At 46.5% G+C, this 12,531-nt stretch carries 16 protein-coding genes; 8 read left to right on the top strand and 8 right to left on the bottom strand.

What is annotated here, in order from left to right; genetic code table 11:
* Nucleotides 1-24: 24 nt before the first annotated feature.
* The gene (locus ACOT0L_RS08180) at nt 25-732 is read right to left on the bottom strand and encodes a CTP synthase C-terminal region-related (seleno)protein (protein ID WP_045621403.1); all 708 of its coding nucleotides are present in this window, start codon (nt 730-732) and stop codon (nt 25-27) included.
* A gap of 150 nt (nt 733-882) precedes the next feature.
* On the opposite strand from ACOT0L_RS08180, the gene ACOT0L_RS08175 reads away from it, so the two are divergent.
* Nucleotides 883-1,227 carry a DUF488 domain-containing protein gene (locus ACOT0L_RS08175; RefSeq protein ID WP_045621401.1) on the top strand — a complete coding sequence of 115 codons (345 nt, stop codon included), beginning with the start codon at nt 883-885 and terminating at the stop codon, nt 1,225-1,227.
* Here ACOT0L_RS08175 and ACOT0L_RS08170 read toward each other — a convergent pair whose 3' ends face one another.
* Entirely contained in the window at nt 1,228-1,533 is a 306-nt protein-coding gene (locus ACOT0L_RS08170) for a hypothetical protein (protein WP_022647778.1), read from the bottom strand.
* A gap of 80 nt (nt 1,534-1,613) precedes the next feature.
* Complete coding sequence (locus ACOT0L_RS08165) at nt 1,614-1,868, bottom strand: DUF333 domain-containing protein (protein WP_022647777.1); 255 nt, start codon at nt 1,866-1,868, stop codon at nt 1,614-1,616.
* 312 nt (nt 1,869-2,180) lie between these two features.
* On the opposite strand from ACOT0L_RS08165, the gene ACOT0L_RS08160 reads away from it, so the two are divergent.
* Genes ACOT0L_RS08160 through yoaJ form a run of 3 tightly spaced genes read left to right on the top strand, consistent with a single transcriptional unit; the run spans nt 2,181 to nt 3,428 of the window.
* Nucleotides 2,181-3,209, top strand: a complete 1,029-nt coding sequence (locus ACOT0L_RS08160; RefSeq protein WP_045621398.1) for a sensor domain-containing diguanylate cyclase — start codon at nt 2,181-2,183, stop codon at nt 3,207-3,209.
* Between the two features lie 45 nt (nt 3,210-3,254).
* Nucleotides 3,255-3,353, top strand: a complete 99-nt coding sequence (locus ACOT0L_RS08155; RefSeq protein WP_015570793.1) for a YoaK family small membrane protein — start codon at nt 3,255-3,257, stop codon at nt 3,351-3,353.
* The gene (gene yoaJ / locus ACOT0L_RS08150) at nt 3,354-3,428 is read left to right on the top strand and encodes a protein YoaJ (protein WP_071841870.1); all 75 of its coding nucleotides are present in this window, start codon (nt 3,354-3,356) and stop codon (nt 3,426-3,428) included.
* A 53-nt stretch (nt 3,429-3,481) separates the two neighbouring features.
* Here the strand turns inward: yoaJ and ACOT0L_RS08145 are convergent, their stop codons facing one another.
* Complete coding sequence (locus tag ACOT0L_RS08145; protein WP_022647775.1) at nt 3,482-3,730, bottom strand: GlsB/YeaQ/YmgE family stress response membrane protein; 249 nt, start codon at nt 3,728-3,730, stop codon at nt 3,482-3,484.
* Nucleotides 3,731-4,100: 370 nt separating this feature from the next.
* Here ACOT0L_RS08145 and yncL point away from each other — a divergent pair, with 370 nt between their 5' ends.
* Nucleotides 4,101-4,193: a stress response membrane protein YncL gene (gene yncL / locus ACOT0L_RS08140; RefSeq protein WP_071524166.1), complete on the top strand. Its 93-nt coding sequence runs from the start codon at nt 4,101-4,103 to the stop codon at nt 4,191-4,193.
* Between the two features lie 123 nt (nt 4,194-4,316).
* Complete coding sequence (locus tag ACOT0L_RS08135; RefSeq protein WP_126502912.1) at nt 4,317-5,816, top strand: EAL domain-containing protein; 1,500 nt, start codon at nt 4,317-4,319, stop codon at nt 5,814-5,816.
* Nucleotides 5,817-5,820: 4 nt separating this feature from the next.
* Here the strand turns inward: ACOT0L_RS08135 and ACOT0L_RS08130 are convergent, their stop codons facing one another.
* Together ACOT0L_RS08130 and icd are read right to left on the bottom strand one after the other, a co-directional pair.
* Nucleotides 5,821-6,066: a DUF2543 family protein gene (locus ACOT0L_RS08130; protein WP_022647773.1), complete on the bottom strand. Its 246-nt coding sequence runs from the start codon at nt 6,064-6,066 to the stop codon at nt 5,821-5,823.
* Between the two features lie 76 nt (nt 6,067-6,142).
* Nucleotides 6,143-7,393 (bottom strand): NADP-dependent isocitrate dehydrogenase, encoded by a 1,251-nt coding sequence (gene icd, locus ACOT0L_RS08125; protein ID WP_003857898.1) that lies wholly within the window; start codon nt 7,391-7,393, stop codon nt 6,143-6,145.
* A 381-nt stretch (nt 7,394-7,774) separates the two neighbouring features.
* Between icd and ACOT0L_RS08120 the strand changes: the two genes are divergently transcribed.
* Together ACOT0L_RS08120 and ACOT0L_RS08115 are read left to right on the top strand one after the other, a co-directional pair.
* Nucleotides 7,775-8,041, top strand: coding sequence for a hypothetical protein (locus ACOT0L_RS08120; RefSeq protein ID WP_126502913.1), 267 nt, complete (start codon nt 7,775-7,777; stop codon nt 8,039-8,041).
* A gap of 583 nt (nt 8,042-8,624) precedes the next feature.
* Nucleotides 8,625-9,683 carry a hypothetical protein gene (locus ACOT0L_RS08115; protein WP_260473311.1) on the top strand — a complete coding sequence of 353 codons (1,059 nt, stop codon included), beginning with the start codon at nt 8,625-8,627 and terminating at the stop codon, nt 9,681-9,683.
* A 30-nt stretch (nt 9,684-9,713) separates the two neighbouring features.
* On the opposite strand, the gene ACOT0L_RS08110 is transcribed toward ACOT0L_RS08115, so the two are convergent.
* Together ACOT0L_RS08110 and ACOT0L_RS08105 are read right to left on the bottom strand one after the other, a co-directional pair.
* The gene (locus ACOT0L_RS08110; RefSeq protein ID WP_126502914.1) at nt 9,714-10,841 is read right to left on the bottom strand and encodes a hypothetical protein; all 1,128 of its coding nucleotides are present in this window, start codon (nt 10,839-10,841) and stop codon (nt 9,714-9,716) included.
* Nucleotide 10,842: 1 nt separating this feature from the next.
* Nucleotides 10,843-12,513 carry a recombinase family protein gene (locus ACOT0L_RS08105; protein WP_185817704.1) on the bottom strand — a complete coding sequence of 557 codons (1,671 nt, stop codon included), beginning with the start codon at nt 12,511-12,513 and terminating at the stop codon, nt 10,843-10,845.
* Nucleotides 12,514-12,531: the final 18 nt, after the last annotated feature.

Genomic DNA, 12,531 nt, shown 5'->3' with positions numbered 1-12,531 from the left:
GGCAGACCTGACGGTCTGCTTTTTTTATCCCTGCGCCGCCCGCAGCATGGCCTGTACCAGCACCACCGGGCGCCCTTGAAGCGCAGCCCGCTCATGCTGGAACAGGGTGATGACAAAGAAAGGATGGGTCAGCAGCTCTGCCGCGCGGATCTCGCCCTGCTCGTCCCAGCCCGTTACGCGCATGTCGCCCCGCTCAAGCTGGCTGGCAAACTCAGACGAGACGCCGTAATTGCAGTGATAACCTTCCTGAATTTCCGGCTTGCCGTACGCTTTGGCAATCAGCGTGTTGTTCCGCAGCTCAATCGCGTCGGTTTTTTCCACCAGCGAGCAGGCCAGCGGCGCAATCACCATCCTCCCCTCGGTATCGGTTTCGGCATGGCCTGCATCGTGCCAGCCCAGCACATTACGGGCATACTCAATCAGCGCATGCTGGAACCCGCCGCAGGTGCCGAGAAAAGGGATGCTGTTTTCACGCGCGTAACACGCGGCAATAAACGCCGCCTCGGTGTTTTTATACGGGCTTGCCGGTACCAGCCAGATGGCATCGTACCCGACCAGGTCTTCGGGGTTGGTCAGCTCAGGCGTGGCGAGCCAGTCATAATCAGCGGTGAGATCCAGAACCGCAGCGGCGTCGTCAATCGCCAGCGGGATCGCCTGGTGCGCAATAACATCGGGATTGTAATCACCAACCAGCGCAATGCGCAGCGTCGTTTTAACCGGGGAGAGTTCCATGAGAGATTCCTTATGCCGGAGGATTTTCAGATAACATAAGGAACCTCAGACTACCGATCTTTTGCAATTATCACAATACCTTAAATTGGGTGGTTAAACGCCGGGTGCTATAGTGTTCTTGCCGAACGTCGCACGGTAGGAGGAAAACGGATGATTCAATGTAAGCGCGTATATGAACAGGCAACGTCAGACGATGGTTACCGGGTGCTGGTAGACAGACTCTGGCCGCGAGGGATAAAAAAGACCGACCTCGCCTGTGATGAGTGGTGTAAAGCGCTAACGCCGTCCAGCGAACTGCGGAAAGCCTTTCACAGTGAAACGATAGATTTCACCGCGTTCAGTGAAGCCTATCGTAAAGAGCTGGCGCAGCATCAGGATGAAGGCAAACGCCTGGCGGCCCTCGCCCGACAGCAGACCGTGACGCTACTCTATGGGGCGAAAAATACGGAGCAGAATCACGCGCGGGTACTGGCGGACTGGCTGCGTAAACTGTGATTAACCGATTGCCAGCTCATCCACGTTGTGTGGCATCTCGTCGGGAGTAAGCGGCATCAAATGTTCCGGGCGAACAAACGCAAAACCGTGCTGATTATCAAAGGCGTAAACATCACCGGTGACCAGCCACAGCGCACGCGCTGATGTATCAGGTAATTGCGTCATGACGCCGTTAACCGGGTTCACAAAACGCTGGCCCGGCTGACAAAGGCCAAACAGCTCCACGGATTTACCGATATTTCGACGGCCCGCCGTCGTACGCGCACCCACAATTATCGCCATGCTGCCCGGTTTTAACTGAAACATACTTCTTCTCTCAAACGTACCGCCAGAAACTGGCTAAGAATAATCCTAAAGAGAAGTGTATCGCAGTTTTATTGCCGTTGTCATCTGGTCGGTTGCGGGTGATCGCGGCGATAGAGATCCCATTCATCGATCACTTCCCCGCCTGGCAATTTGCACTCGGTACGTACACCCTGCGGGCTTTGAACAGGGATTTGCTCTCCCCCTTTTTCCAGACAGTACACTGACGCCGGATTTGCCATACCAATAGCGTGCGGCGGTTGAGGCGCATCGGGAGGAGGTGTCTTTGTTGAGCATGCGGCCAGCGGTAAAACCAGCGCCAGGAGAAGATATTTCATTATCATGATCCTTCAGGGTGTTGAAAACGTCAGAGTAACGGGTCATCGCCGTTTTCTCCATGATTTCTCCATTAAACCTGCACGATTCATCCCTATAGTGGTGTCTGTTCTCACTCTGACCAGAGAACATCATTCCGTAATCAAGATGTTTTGCCCCGATCTCAACATCGGGGCTTTTTTTAGCCTCTCCTTCATCCGCTTTCAGAAGAATCTATAAAATTAATCCAGTTCATGTTTTACTATGACCGGAGTCTATATTTTCAGCATAACATGCAGATACAGAGGTCTTCTGCATGGGAGTCAACCTGCCTCATGTCAGATATCATTCTTGCCCGTGTTTCAGAAACCCTCTCCACCGAGCAATCTCTCGACAGTCTGGTGCGTCAGCTACTGGAAATGCTGGAAATTGTGACGGATATGGAATCAACCTACCTGACCAAAATCGATATCAACGCGCGTTTGCAGCACATTTTATATGCCCGTAACAGCAAGCAAATGCAGATCCCGGAAGGGTTCAGCGTGCCCTGGGACGAAACGCTCTGTAAGCGCGCCATGGATAGCGACACCTTGTTCAGTAACGAGGTGCCCGACCGCTGGCCGGAGTGTGAAGCGGCAAAAGCACTGGGTATTACAACCTATATGAGCGTGCCGGTTCACCTGGCTGACGGTTCTCTGTACGGCACGCTTTGCGCTGCCAGCACCGCACAGAAACAGTTCAGCGAGCGTGGCGAGCAGGTGATCAGGCTCTTTGCCGGGTTAATTGGTCAGTACATTCAGAAAGAGTCGCTTGTGCTTCAGCTTCGTGAAGCAAATGCGGCGCTCATTGCCCACTCTTACACCGACGCCCTTACCGGCCTGCCGAATCGTCGCGCCATTTTTGAAAACCTTACCACCCTGTTCTCACTGGCGCGCCATCTTAACCGCAACGTCATGATTGCCTTTATTGATCTCGATGATTTCAAGCGAATCAATGATCAGTACGGTCATGAAGCGGGCGATCGGTTCCTCGTTCAGGTCGGCAATCGACTGACTCACCAGCAAACGCAGGACGAAATTATCGGCCGGCTCGGCGGCGATGAATTTCTGGTTGCCAGCCTGAGTCACAGCGATGATGGCGACGCCAGCACAGAGGTCAACGCTATCAAAACCCGCCTCAACGGCCGTATCACGGGTGAATATGGGTTAGGTAATGTCACTATTCTCTATCCCGGTGCAAGCTATGGCGTCGTTATTGTTGATCCTCACTGCACAGATGAAGATAGTGCCCTGCGCACCGCAGACCTCGCGATGTATCAGGATAAAAAAGGAAAAAACAAAACAGGCTTTGTCGCGTTAGATTAAAACCGTACACTCTACGGCCTTATACAAACTCAAACAGGTGATGGCATGAGAATAGGGATCCTCTTTCCGGTGGTTATTTTTATCACGGCAGTAGTGTTTTTAGGCTGGTTTTTCCTTGGCGGTTACGCCGCGCCGGGGGCATAAATGAGAAAAACGACCCTCATCATGCTGATTGTCGCCATCGTGGCCGTCGCCGGTACGCAGTTTGGCTGGTGGTAACGCCCAAAGTAAAAAGGCCGCCCTCAGGCAGCCTTTTTTAACACAGGTCAGATTTAGCTTTTGATTTTTCTGTAGATAAACAGAACAACCAGCGCGCCAATCACCGCGACGACAAAGCTGCCGAAGTTGAAGCCATCAACTCTGCCAAAGCCGAACAGGGTACTGATCCAGCCACCGACGACTGCACCCACAATCCCCAGAACGATCGTGACGATGAAACCGCCGCCATCTTTGCCCGGCATAATCCACTTCGCCAGGATCCCCGCAATCAGCCCAAAGATAATCCAGGATAAAATTCCCATAGCTTTCCTCTCTGTATGGTTTTTGTCATTAAATCAACGACACAGAAAAGGATAGCACAGGATCTGAGAAAGGAAATTTGTGATAAGAATCACACGGTTCGTTTGAGTAAAATCTGAGCAATAAAAATTGCCGTTCCACACTCATCGTGGGGTTGCATCTTTTACTGAGAAAGATTATCTTTCTCATTACTGAATAGTTGAGCAAATCACTCAGGTATTCAGTACGACATTGCTCACATTGCTTCCAGTATTTCTTGCCCACTTTTTAGTGGGCTTTTTTTTGCCTCACCCCACCAAAATCTGGCGTTTTTTCCCATGAGGTGAACCGCTATTCTCTGTGGCTACTGAACAGCAAAGTGAATCTGATAACATGAACGTATCGAGCAAGTTCGTCATCTGCCTTAATCTTGTTTCTGCCAGTACGCTACTGTTACTGCTCTCAACACGGTTTGAGTGGTTCTGAGATGTAATGAGTCGGCATGGTGGCTTTCCTTTCAATTACGTGCGGGCTCAACGCGCATACTTGTAGCTTTAATGACCTGTGTTAAGATCCCTGCACCTCAGGACGTGGCGGGACAGCAGGAAAATGAACAAGGCCATTGCCGTTGCTATCATCTCAACCTTTATGGTCGTCCTGTCGCTGTATGCGGTTAACGCCATTATCGTTGAGCAGCAAAAGGACCGGCAGAGGGAGATCTCCCACACGCTCTTACGCTATTCCGAAGACTTGACGCAAAATATCGCCAGTACGCTTAAAAATACCTCCGCGAAGGGATGCGATAACGCCAGCCTGAACGTCTACCGTAATTTAAAGATGCAGAGTCTCTATTTCGCCGATGTGGGGTTTATTGAAAATGGGAAAATCACCTGCACCGCATTTTGGGGCAAGCTGGCAAATCCCATCGCTCTTCCCTCTGAGCTTCACAACACCCTGAACGGATTCAGTCTGGCGCAATTTTCACAGAAAGATTTTTTTGTAGGCAATGCGACAATTTATAACCATCTTATTATCTTCACATCACGTTCAGCCTACGATAAATTCTCTCCGGTCACCGCCAACTATTCACTTCGTTCTACCACGAAAGATTTCGACCGAACCTTTTTTACCGTTACGTCACCTACAGAAAACCTTAGCCGCTTGTCGTCACTGTTATTCACACAGACCGTGACGCAGTGCAGCACGCGCTGGGATTTGTGCGTTACCGTCACCCACCACAATGCCGGACTGGCATCGCTCTCCCGCGTAGTGATGGTGCTCCTGTGCTTGTTTTTATACTTTATCTGGGTATCCCTGACGCTGTTTTCTCTTCGACTTTATGAAGACCGACGTTCTCTGGAACGAACGCTGGTCAAGGCGGTGATAGCGAATACTATCAGCCTTCATTTTCAGCCCATAATTCGGGTTGCTGATAAGAAAATCGTCGGGGTTGAAGTCTTATCAAGATGGCAGGATAACAATCACAAAGAGGTTTCTCCTGAGCTGTTTATCCCGTTAATTAAAAAAATTGGTCTGTATAACGTTTATTATCAGAACATGATAAAGAAATCCCTGGCGGAAATTGCCGGGCTGGCGGCCGAACATCAGTTAATGATTTCACTGAACGTTGGCCGGACGGAAATTGAAGACGGCAAATTTCTGGCTGTATTACGTCATGCATGCTTAGAGAACGCTATTCCCTTATCGTTAATCAAAGTTGAGTTATCCGAGAATGGCGTTTCCACCTCGGCCATCCTTGAAGGGTTTTGTGAGGATCTTAAATCGGCAGGCGTCAAAATTTCAATAGACGATTTTGGCGTGCAAAACTCTAATCTGGCAAGGCTGTCCAATCTCAAATATGACGAAATCAAAGTGGATAAGTCGTTAGTGGATGGCATCAACGAGCATTATAAACAGGATATCCTGGTGATCTTTAGCGACGCGCTCGCTAAACTGCACAAAACCCTGGTGTTTGAGGGAGTCGAAAGCGAAACGCAATATCAGTTCATCGCGCAGAGATACCCCGATGCCCTCGTGCAAGGCTGGTACTTTTCAAAATCACTAACCCGGCACGACCTCGCCAGCCTGCTGGCTTACTCAGCGCGATGAAGCGTTATTCATTGCCCCATTGATTCAGGAAGTTCGCAATATCGTCAATGCGCGCTTCATCTATCTCCGCCTGGACAGCCATCTCCCGCTGCGCCTCTTCACTGATTTCCTCATTGTTGTATAAGCGAGTGAGCAGCAGCTGAAAATAGTGTGCCAGTGGCGTACGCTCCGCCTCTTCTGGCGGTTTTGCCGTTTCAGTCGCATACTCGTCGACGATGTCATAATACTTGAGCGGGATATCATGGGTCATAGCGTTGTTTTCCGTCTTGTGTGCATAAAAAACGGGAACCCTCAGGCTCCCGTTGTCATTTAACCCAGCGAGTGGATTACATGTTCGCGATAATCGCGTCGCCAAACTCTGAGCATTTCAGCAGTTTAGCGCCTTCCATCAGACGTTCAAAGTCATAGGTGACGGTTTTCGCGTTAATCGCGCCTTCCATACCCTTAACAATCAGGTCTGCGGCTTCGAACCATTCCATATGACGCAGCATCATCTCTGCGGACAGAATGATAGAGCCTGGGTTGACTTTGTCCTGGCCTGCATATTTCGGTGCAGTACCGTGAGTTGCTTCAAACAGGGCGCACTCGTCACCGATGTTCGCGCCCGGGGCGATACCGATACCACCCACCTGTGCTGCCAGCGCATCGGAGATGTAGTCACCGTTCAGGTTCATACAGGCGATCACGTCATATTCAGCAGGACGCAGCAGGATCTGTTGCAGGAACGCATCGGCGATCACATCTTTAATGATGATCTCTTTACCGGTGTTCGGGTTTTTAATTTTCTGCCATGGGCCGCCGTCGATCAGTTCACCGCCGAACTCTTCGGTCGCCAGCTGGTAGCCCCAGTCTTTGAACGCACCTTCGGTGAACTTCATGATATTGCCTTTGTGAACCAGGGTCACAGAGTCACGATCGTTGGTGATAGCGTATTCGATGGCGGCACGCACCAGACGCTTGGTCCCTTCTTCGGAGCACGGCTTGATGCCTATGCCGCAATGCTCAGGGAAGCGAATTTTCTTCACGCCCATCTCTTCGCGCAGGAATTTAATCACTTTTTCTGCATCAGCAGAATCCGCTTTCCATTCGATACCGGCGTAGATGTCTTCAGAGTTTTCACGGAAGATGACCATGTCGGTCAGTTCCGGGTGCTTAACCGGGCTTGGAGTGCCCTGGTAGTAACGCACCGGACGCAGACACACATACAGATCCAGTTCCTGACGCAGCGCCACGTTCAGGGAGCGAATGCCGCCGCCAACTGGCGTGGTCAGAGGGCCTTTGATAGCAACGCGATAGTCGCGGATCAGGTCCAGCGTTTCGGCTGGCAGCCAGACGTCCTGGCCATAAACTTGAGTCGATTTTTCACCGGTGTAAATTTCCATCCAGGAAATTTTACGCTCGCCTTTGTAGGCTTTCTCAACAGCGGCATCAACCACTTTCAGCATTGCCGGGGTAACGTCTACACCGATACCGTCACCTTCGATGAACGGGATAATCGGGTTGTGAGGAACGTTAATCTTGCCGTTTTGCAGGGTGATCTTTTTACCTTCCGCCGGAACAACTACTTTGCTTTCCATTAACCTCTCCTTCGAGCGCTTCTGGTTGTTACTGATCTTATGTTAATAAATTGTAATGAGCCTTCCGATAGTACCTGATTGTCCGACGCCATGAAAGGTCTTCGTTATTAGGCTATAATGCGGCAATTGATAACGCCTGAAAATACCATGACGAAAACTTATTTTAGATGAATCATAGTATTTTGTGCATTTTTCAAGAATTCAATCTGACATCAATTAGTTATACCAGATTCCACACAACAAAAAACCCTGCCAGAGTTAACTAACAGGGTAAATTTTGGTCAAAGTTTGACATCCCTCGATTCAGCAACTAACCATTCACTCCCACATATGGGAAAGTTATCAAAAGTCATGGATGCGCTACGCTGCAACGAGTAACTTGTGACTTCAACATTCTCTGAGGTTCAAATGAAAACTAAGCTGTCCATTCTGGCTATATCTTTGGTGCTGATGTCAAATGCATATGCGGAGGATTTATCCATCATCGCGGTTGATACGGATGCTTGCGCGGTATCCCTTTCCAACGGTACTGTGTTCGTTATGGACTGTGAAGAAGTTAAATCCCTTGTGATTGGCACACCCGTCCCTGACGATATACGTCAACGTTATGGAATTGAATCTCAGGATGACGAAGAAGATGAAGAGTAAACACTCCGGTCTTCGGTATAAATTATTTTCAGGTAAATCTCATAAAAATTAAAGTGCCTGTCCCAAATTCTTTTGCCATACTCCCCCCTAATACTAAAAAGATCTGTCAAGAGACTATCCTGACAGACCTTTTGTTTCAACCTGAGTAATCCATCAGGCTAGTTACATACTCATTCTTTGGGTTTTACATGGCTCCAAATCGCACAAGCGAGCAGATGCAGCAGGTAGGCCCATACCGCTGAGAATGCACATCCCAACAATCCAAAGTAGAAAAGTAAGTCTGGAACGTCGCCACAAATTATCAGAATGGCAGTGAATGCAAGCACACACCAAAAACCTTTCAATACATATCCAGACAATGCTTTAAAATTAGTCATTTTGAAATCTCAAAGTAAACACTCATACATTCTCGCTATCAGGAGTGCGCGAGAGATTACACAATCTTATTCGCTGAACCAATACCATTCATTGATGTATACATGGCACTTCTGCATTCACATCACAATCCCACAATGTCTACACTGGATTTGTCCTATGTCGAGGTGTAAATTTGCAAGCCCTCACTCCCAAGAAAAAATTCATTATGAAGCGTATAGCAAGAAATCCAGGTAAGTTTGAACCCCTTGAATTATTTACAGCTATTGGACGAGAACAAGGCTATAACTTGCAAGACCCTGGTCATGTAGAAGATTTTATGACCAAAGTTAGTGCAGCCTTGAAGGCATCTCAGGAAAATTTATCACTTATACATGGCAAGCGAATTGAGACACTCTTCAAACACCTTGCTGCGGGGCTTGGAGGATGTCTTTTCATAAAATCCGAAGATGCAGGTGAAGCGATTGCTATTGATGCAGATATAATACCACCTGATTACAGACTGATTTTGAATGATGGTACTCATATTTTTGTTGAGGTTAAAAATTGCAACCACCCTAACCCACAAGATTTATTCGAGCTTAGAAAGAGCTACTCAGACAAAATTGAAAAGTATGCTCAACTTCATGGAATCCCTGTGTATTATGCTATTTACTTTCGCTGCATTAATCGATGGGTATTGCTCCGAAGAGAGGTTATGAAAGAAACTGAACATCATCACTCTACCAATCTTATGCACGCCCTCGCGAACAATGAGATGGCACTTTTGGGTGATATGATGATTGGTACGAGGCCTGATTTAAAATTTGAATTAGTTCCAGATGAAACAAAAGAATGTAGAGTGAGCGAAGATGGACAAGCGTATTTCACTCCAAAAGAAGTCAATTTTTATTGTAATGATGTAAAGATAGAAGACCCCCTTGAAAAAAACCTTGCATTTTATCTCATGAATTTTGGCGAATGGAATTCCAGTGACTCTACAGCAGTCATGAGTGATGAGGACAACCTAATTAGCGTGTTTTACACATTCGAGCCTCATAGCCGTGAAAATATGGAAGATAGCGGTTTTGAGCTGATTGGAAATCTAAGCACAATGATAACCGCTGCATTCAACGCACAGACAGTTCGTGAGCAGACCGTGACCGCTATTGATACCAGACACGAGCCAGAAGTTTTTGGAATTACCATCCCTAAAGATTACAAAGGTAAGGTTTTACCACTCTGGAGAATTAAGCAACAACCCAACCCTGATTTTGCGATTAAATAAATTCTTGAACAGGGGCGTTTCGCCCCTTTTTTATTGGTGACTATGCAGCATCATTCGCAACTTGAGTAAAGTAGTGCTTTCATTATCAGTTATACTGAAGCAATACCGCCCTTTTGAAAAATTATTTAATTGCTCGATATAATAATTACCCATTGGGTCATATCTGTCTGAATGCAACCATGTGAACAGCTTTTGAAGTTCGTAACTTAAAGCGTAATTCGGTAAACTTGAAAAAATAACACCTTCCGTTGTAGTCAAGTCAACCAGAGTCATGTTTTGCAAATTACATCTAATCTCTTCCACCACAGGAAGCAGTTTCCCTTGAAATTCATTAGCCTCAACCAACAAATGAGCTTCTTTTATATCTGCTTCAAAGAGATAGATTAACTCCTGCACTTCCATTTTGTAATAATCATTATCACCTCTACTAACAACCTCTGAAAGCAAGACTTTCAATTCTTCATGTATGTTGCCGCTCTTAGGGATAACTTTAATAATGAGTGTTTCGTAGTGCTTGTCACGTATTGCTACAACTGCATCTTTCAGCCCTACTAAGTATTCATATCTTTCTTTGAGGAAAATTAAAAGTTCATTAATCTTAATCCCAAAAATAACATCATCCTTGCCAGGTATATTATTGTAAATACTTACAGTAAAGTCATTTCCGTTGAAAGCATGAAAATGAGGCCAACTTGCAAACATTCTCTCACCATTATTGCAAAGGTTAGTAGGGTGAGCACCAAAAATTGACCTTACTTCTTTAAAATACTCATCATCTTTCTTGTTTGATAAGTGCGCTATTTTATTTGAAAAAACGTGATTGAACTCATTAAAAGGCCACCTCACTAATTTATGGTCATTTTCAATTATTCGATGCAACTGTTGCAATGCCTCTACTGCAATATCTATTGACGAAATTAGTGAGTAGACTTGCATAGCTTTAACATCAATATCCTTTGAGAACTCAGGGAAATTAGTGATGTACCGTACAGAGACACTTATCCAATCCATGCAAGAGCATATTGGGCTAAATTGGTTCTTCCCTCCCCTATGAGAAAAATAGTGATACGCGAACTCCCCTTCATTTACAACATCCCTAAAATCAGTAATTAGAGTGTCATTCAAAGAAGCGCTAAATTTTTTTATAATTTCGTTCATGCTAACCCTCGTTGATATTGGGGTAATCTGGTTCTATTTCGGGGAAATCCCTGTCATCCATAAACTCCCCACTGGACGGAGCAAGGTTGTAAACCGTCGGCATTGCATCATCTAAACCAAGGATTCTCTCAACATCAGTAATACCTGTGTTTTCTTTGGCAGTGATAACCAACCTCGAACCATCCACATCACCGTAAAGGGGAAAGTTCATCAGTGCATTCCCATTGACCAGTTTGATATGAACTCTATCGAAGAGTGAATCCAGTACGATACGTTCAATATTACGACTGATGACCAGTTGCATTTTCAACCTGTCGCTATAGTCATCATAATTCAAATCTGAAAGTGTATTCTCAGTTCTGACTTCCATCTTGCGACGAACTACCACGAGTTGTCTCTCGTACTCTTCCTTTTCGTTGGCACGTTTGGAGATACGTTCGTTGATACTCTTACGACGAGGTTTATCTGCACGAGGGATTTCTTCAAGGTCATCATAGTAACCTTCGAGGATATTCGTCAGATGGTCAATTTTCGCCTGTAACACTGCAACGGGATTTTCCTCTGTACTGACATCCATAGATTTCAGCAGCGGGAACATTCTTGTAATCAGACTCTGTTCAAAGTCATAGCGCGGTAACGATGGAGCATCACAGACTTTATCATGATGACCGATACACCGTATTCTTCCCCAATATCCAGGTTTCGCACCATTTAGAAAAACATTACCTTTGCAGTAGCGACACTTTACGAGACCTTTAAACAGGAATACTGTCTCAGGATATTGCTTCTTCTCACGACTGCGTACAGTAGGAACATTCAGGTCATTGACGGCATAAAACAGGTCTTTGGTAATCGCTGAGGGGAAGTATTCTTCAATCTCTTTGTATTTGTCGTTCACTTTGGATGCAGGGAGCACACCGATAACTGAACGACTGTGTAGCAGAGTCCTGATTGAATTTGGTAGCCAACGTTGAGCACCTTTACGTTCATTGAGAACGGGTTCACCCCTGTTAGTCATAGTCTCTGCAATACCCTGATATGTGTGACCAGCAAGGCGCATTTCGAAGATTTCCTTCACCAGTTTCTGCTTTGCGGGGTCAATCTGCATCTTCCCTTTTTGGTCAAGGTAAATCCAGCCTGGTAGATTTCTTGTCACCAACTTCTTACCAAGTTTGGCAAGTTCATAGTTGCGTTCTTTGGAACTGGAGACACGTTCAGATTTGATGTCTGACTCTTCCCTACCACGTTCAGCTACTGCGATGATTTGCATAGCACCAATAAATGTTTTCAAGTCTGAACGCTGGATAACCTGACGGTCAAGAATGCTGTGTACAACACAACCAGTAGAGGTCAATCGACGTAGGATTGCTGTTGCTTCCTCATGCCCTTGTCTCGAAAGTCTATCTATGGATTCGAGGATAATTGGTGTCCCTTCTGGATAACCACCAGCTTCAACTTCCTCAATCAATCGACCTAACGCACCTGCAAGTAAGTTTTCACCTGTCCAACCTGACAGCCCCTTATCCGTGTAGAATTTGACCTCATACACTTTACCGTGATGAGTTTTCTGGTCTTCTACCCATTTATTAATTAGGCTTTTCTGACGATGAATGGTGGAACCTGCACCTTGAAGTTTTGACGAGTAACGCATGTACCCGATAGCAACACACATAGCTTTGAATCTCTCGAA

Source organism: Enterobacter cloacae complex sp. XAL002, from assembly GCF_049236805.1.
GTDB lineage: Bacteria > Pseudomonadota > Gammaproteobacteria > Enterobacterales > Enterobacteriaceae > Enterobacter > Enterobacter intestinihominis.
Note: the sequence above shows the minus strand (reverse complement) of the source record. Positions and strands in the feature narration are given on the sequence as shown.

What these genes read in the sequence shown, in the direction of transcription:
- ACOT0L_RS08180 (WP_045621403.1), bottom strand. Translation starts at nt 732, where the DNA reads ATGGAACTCTCCCCGGTTAAAACGACGCTGCGCATTGCGCTGGTTGGT.
- ACOT0L_RS08175 (WP_045621401.1), top strand. Translation starts at nt 883, where the DNA reads ATGATTCAATGTAAGCGCGTATATGAACAGGCAACGTCAGACGATGGT.
- ACOT0L_RS08170 (WP_022647778.1), bottom strand. Translation starts at nt 1,533, where the DNA reads ATGTTTCAGTTAAAACCGGGCAGCATGGCGATAATTGTGGGTGCGCGT.
- ACOT0L_RS08165 (WP_022647777.1), bottom strand. Translation starts at nt 1,868, where the DNA reads ATGAAATATCTTCTCCTGGCGCTGGTTTTACCGCTGGCCGCATGCTCA.
- ACOT0L_RS08160 (WP_045621398.1), top strand. Translation starts at nt 2,181, where the DNA reads ATGTCAGATATCATTCTTGCCCGTGTTTCAGAAACCCTCTCCACCGAG.
- ACOT0L_RS08155 (WP_015570793.1), top strand. Translation starts at nt 3,255, where the DNA reads ATGAGAATAGGGATCCTCTTTCCGGTGGTTATTTTTATCACGGCAGTA.
- ACOT0L_RS08145 (WP_022647775.1), bottom strand. Translation starts at nt 3,730, where the DNA reads ATGGGAATTTTATCCTGGATTATCTTTGGGCTGATTGCGGGGATCCTG.
- yncL (WP_071524166.1), top strand. Translation starts at nt 4,101, where the DNA reads ATGAACGTATCGAGCAAGTTCGTCATCTGCCTTAATCTTGTTTCTGCC.
- ACOT0L_RS08135 (WP_126502912.1), top strand. Translation starts at nt 4,317, where the DNA reads ATGAACAAGGCCATTGCCGTTGCTATCATCTCAACCTTTATGGTCGTC.
- ACOT0L_RS08130 (WP_022647773.1), bottom strand. Translation starts at nt 6,066, where the DNA reads ATGACCCATGATATCCCGCTCAAGTATTATGACATCGTCGACGAGTAT.
- icd (WP_003857898.1), bottom strand. Translation starts at nt 7,393, where the DNA reads ATGGAAAGCAAAGTAGTTGTTCCGGCGGAAGGTAAAAAGATCACCCTG.
- ACOT0L_RS08115 (WP_260473311.1), top strand. Translation starts at nt 8,625, where the DNA reads ATGAAGCGTATAGCAAGAAATCCAGGTAAGTTTGAACCCCTTGAATTA.
- ACOT0L_RS08110 (WP_126502914.1), bottom strand. Translation starts at nt 10,841, where the DNA reads ATGAACGAAATTATAAAAAAATTTAGCGCTTCTTTGAATGACACTCTA.
- ACOT0L_RS08105 (WP_185817704.1), bottom strand. Translation starts at nt 12,513, where the DNA reads ATGTGTGTTGCTATCGGGTACATGCGTTACTCGTCAAAACTTCAAGGT.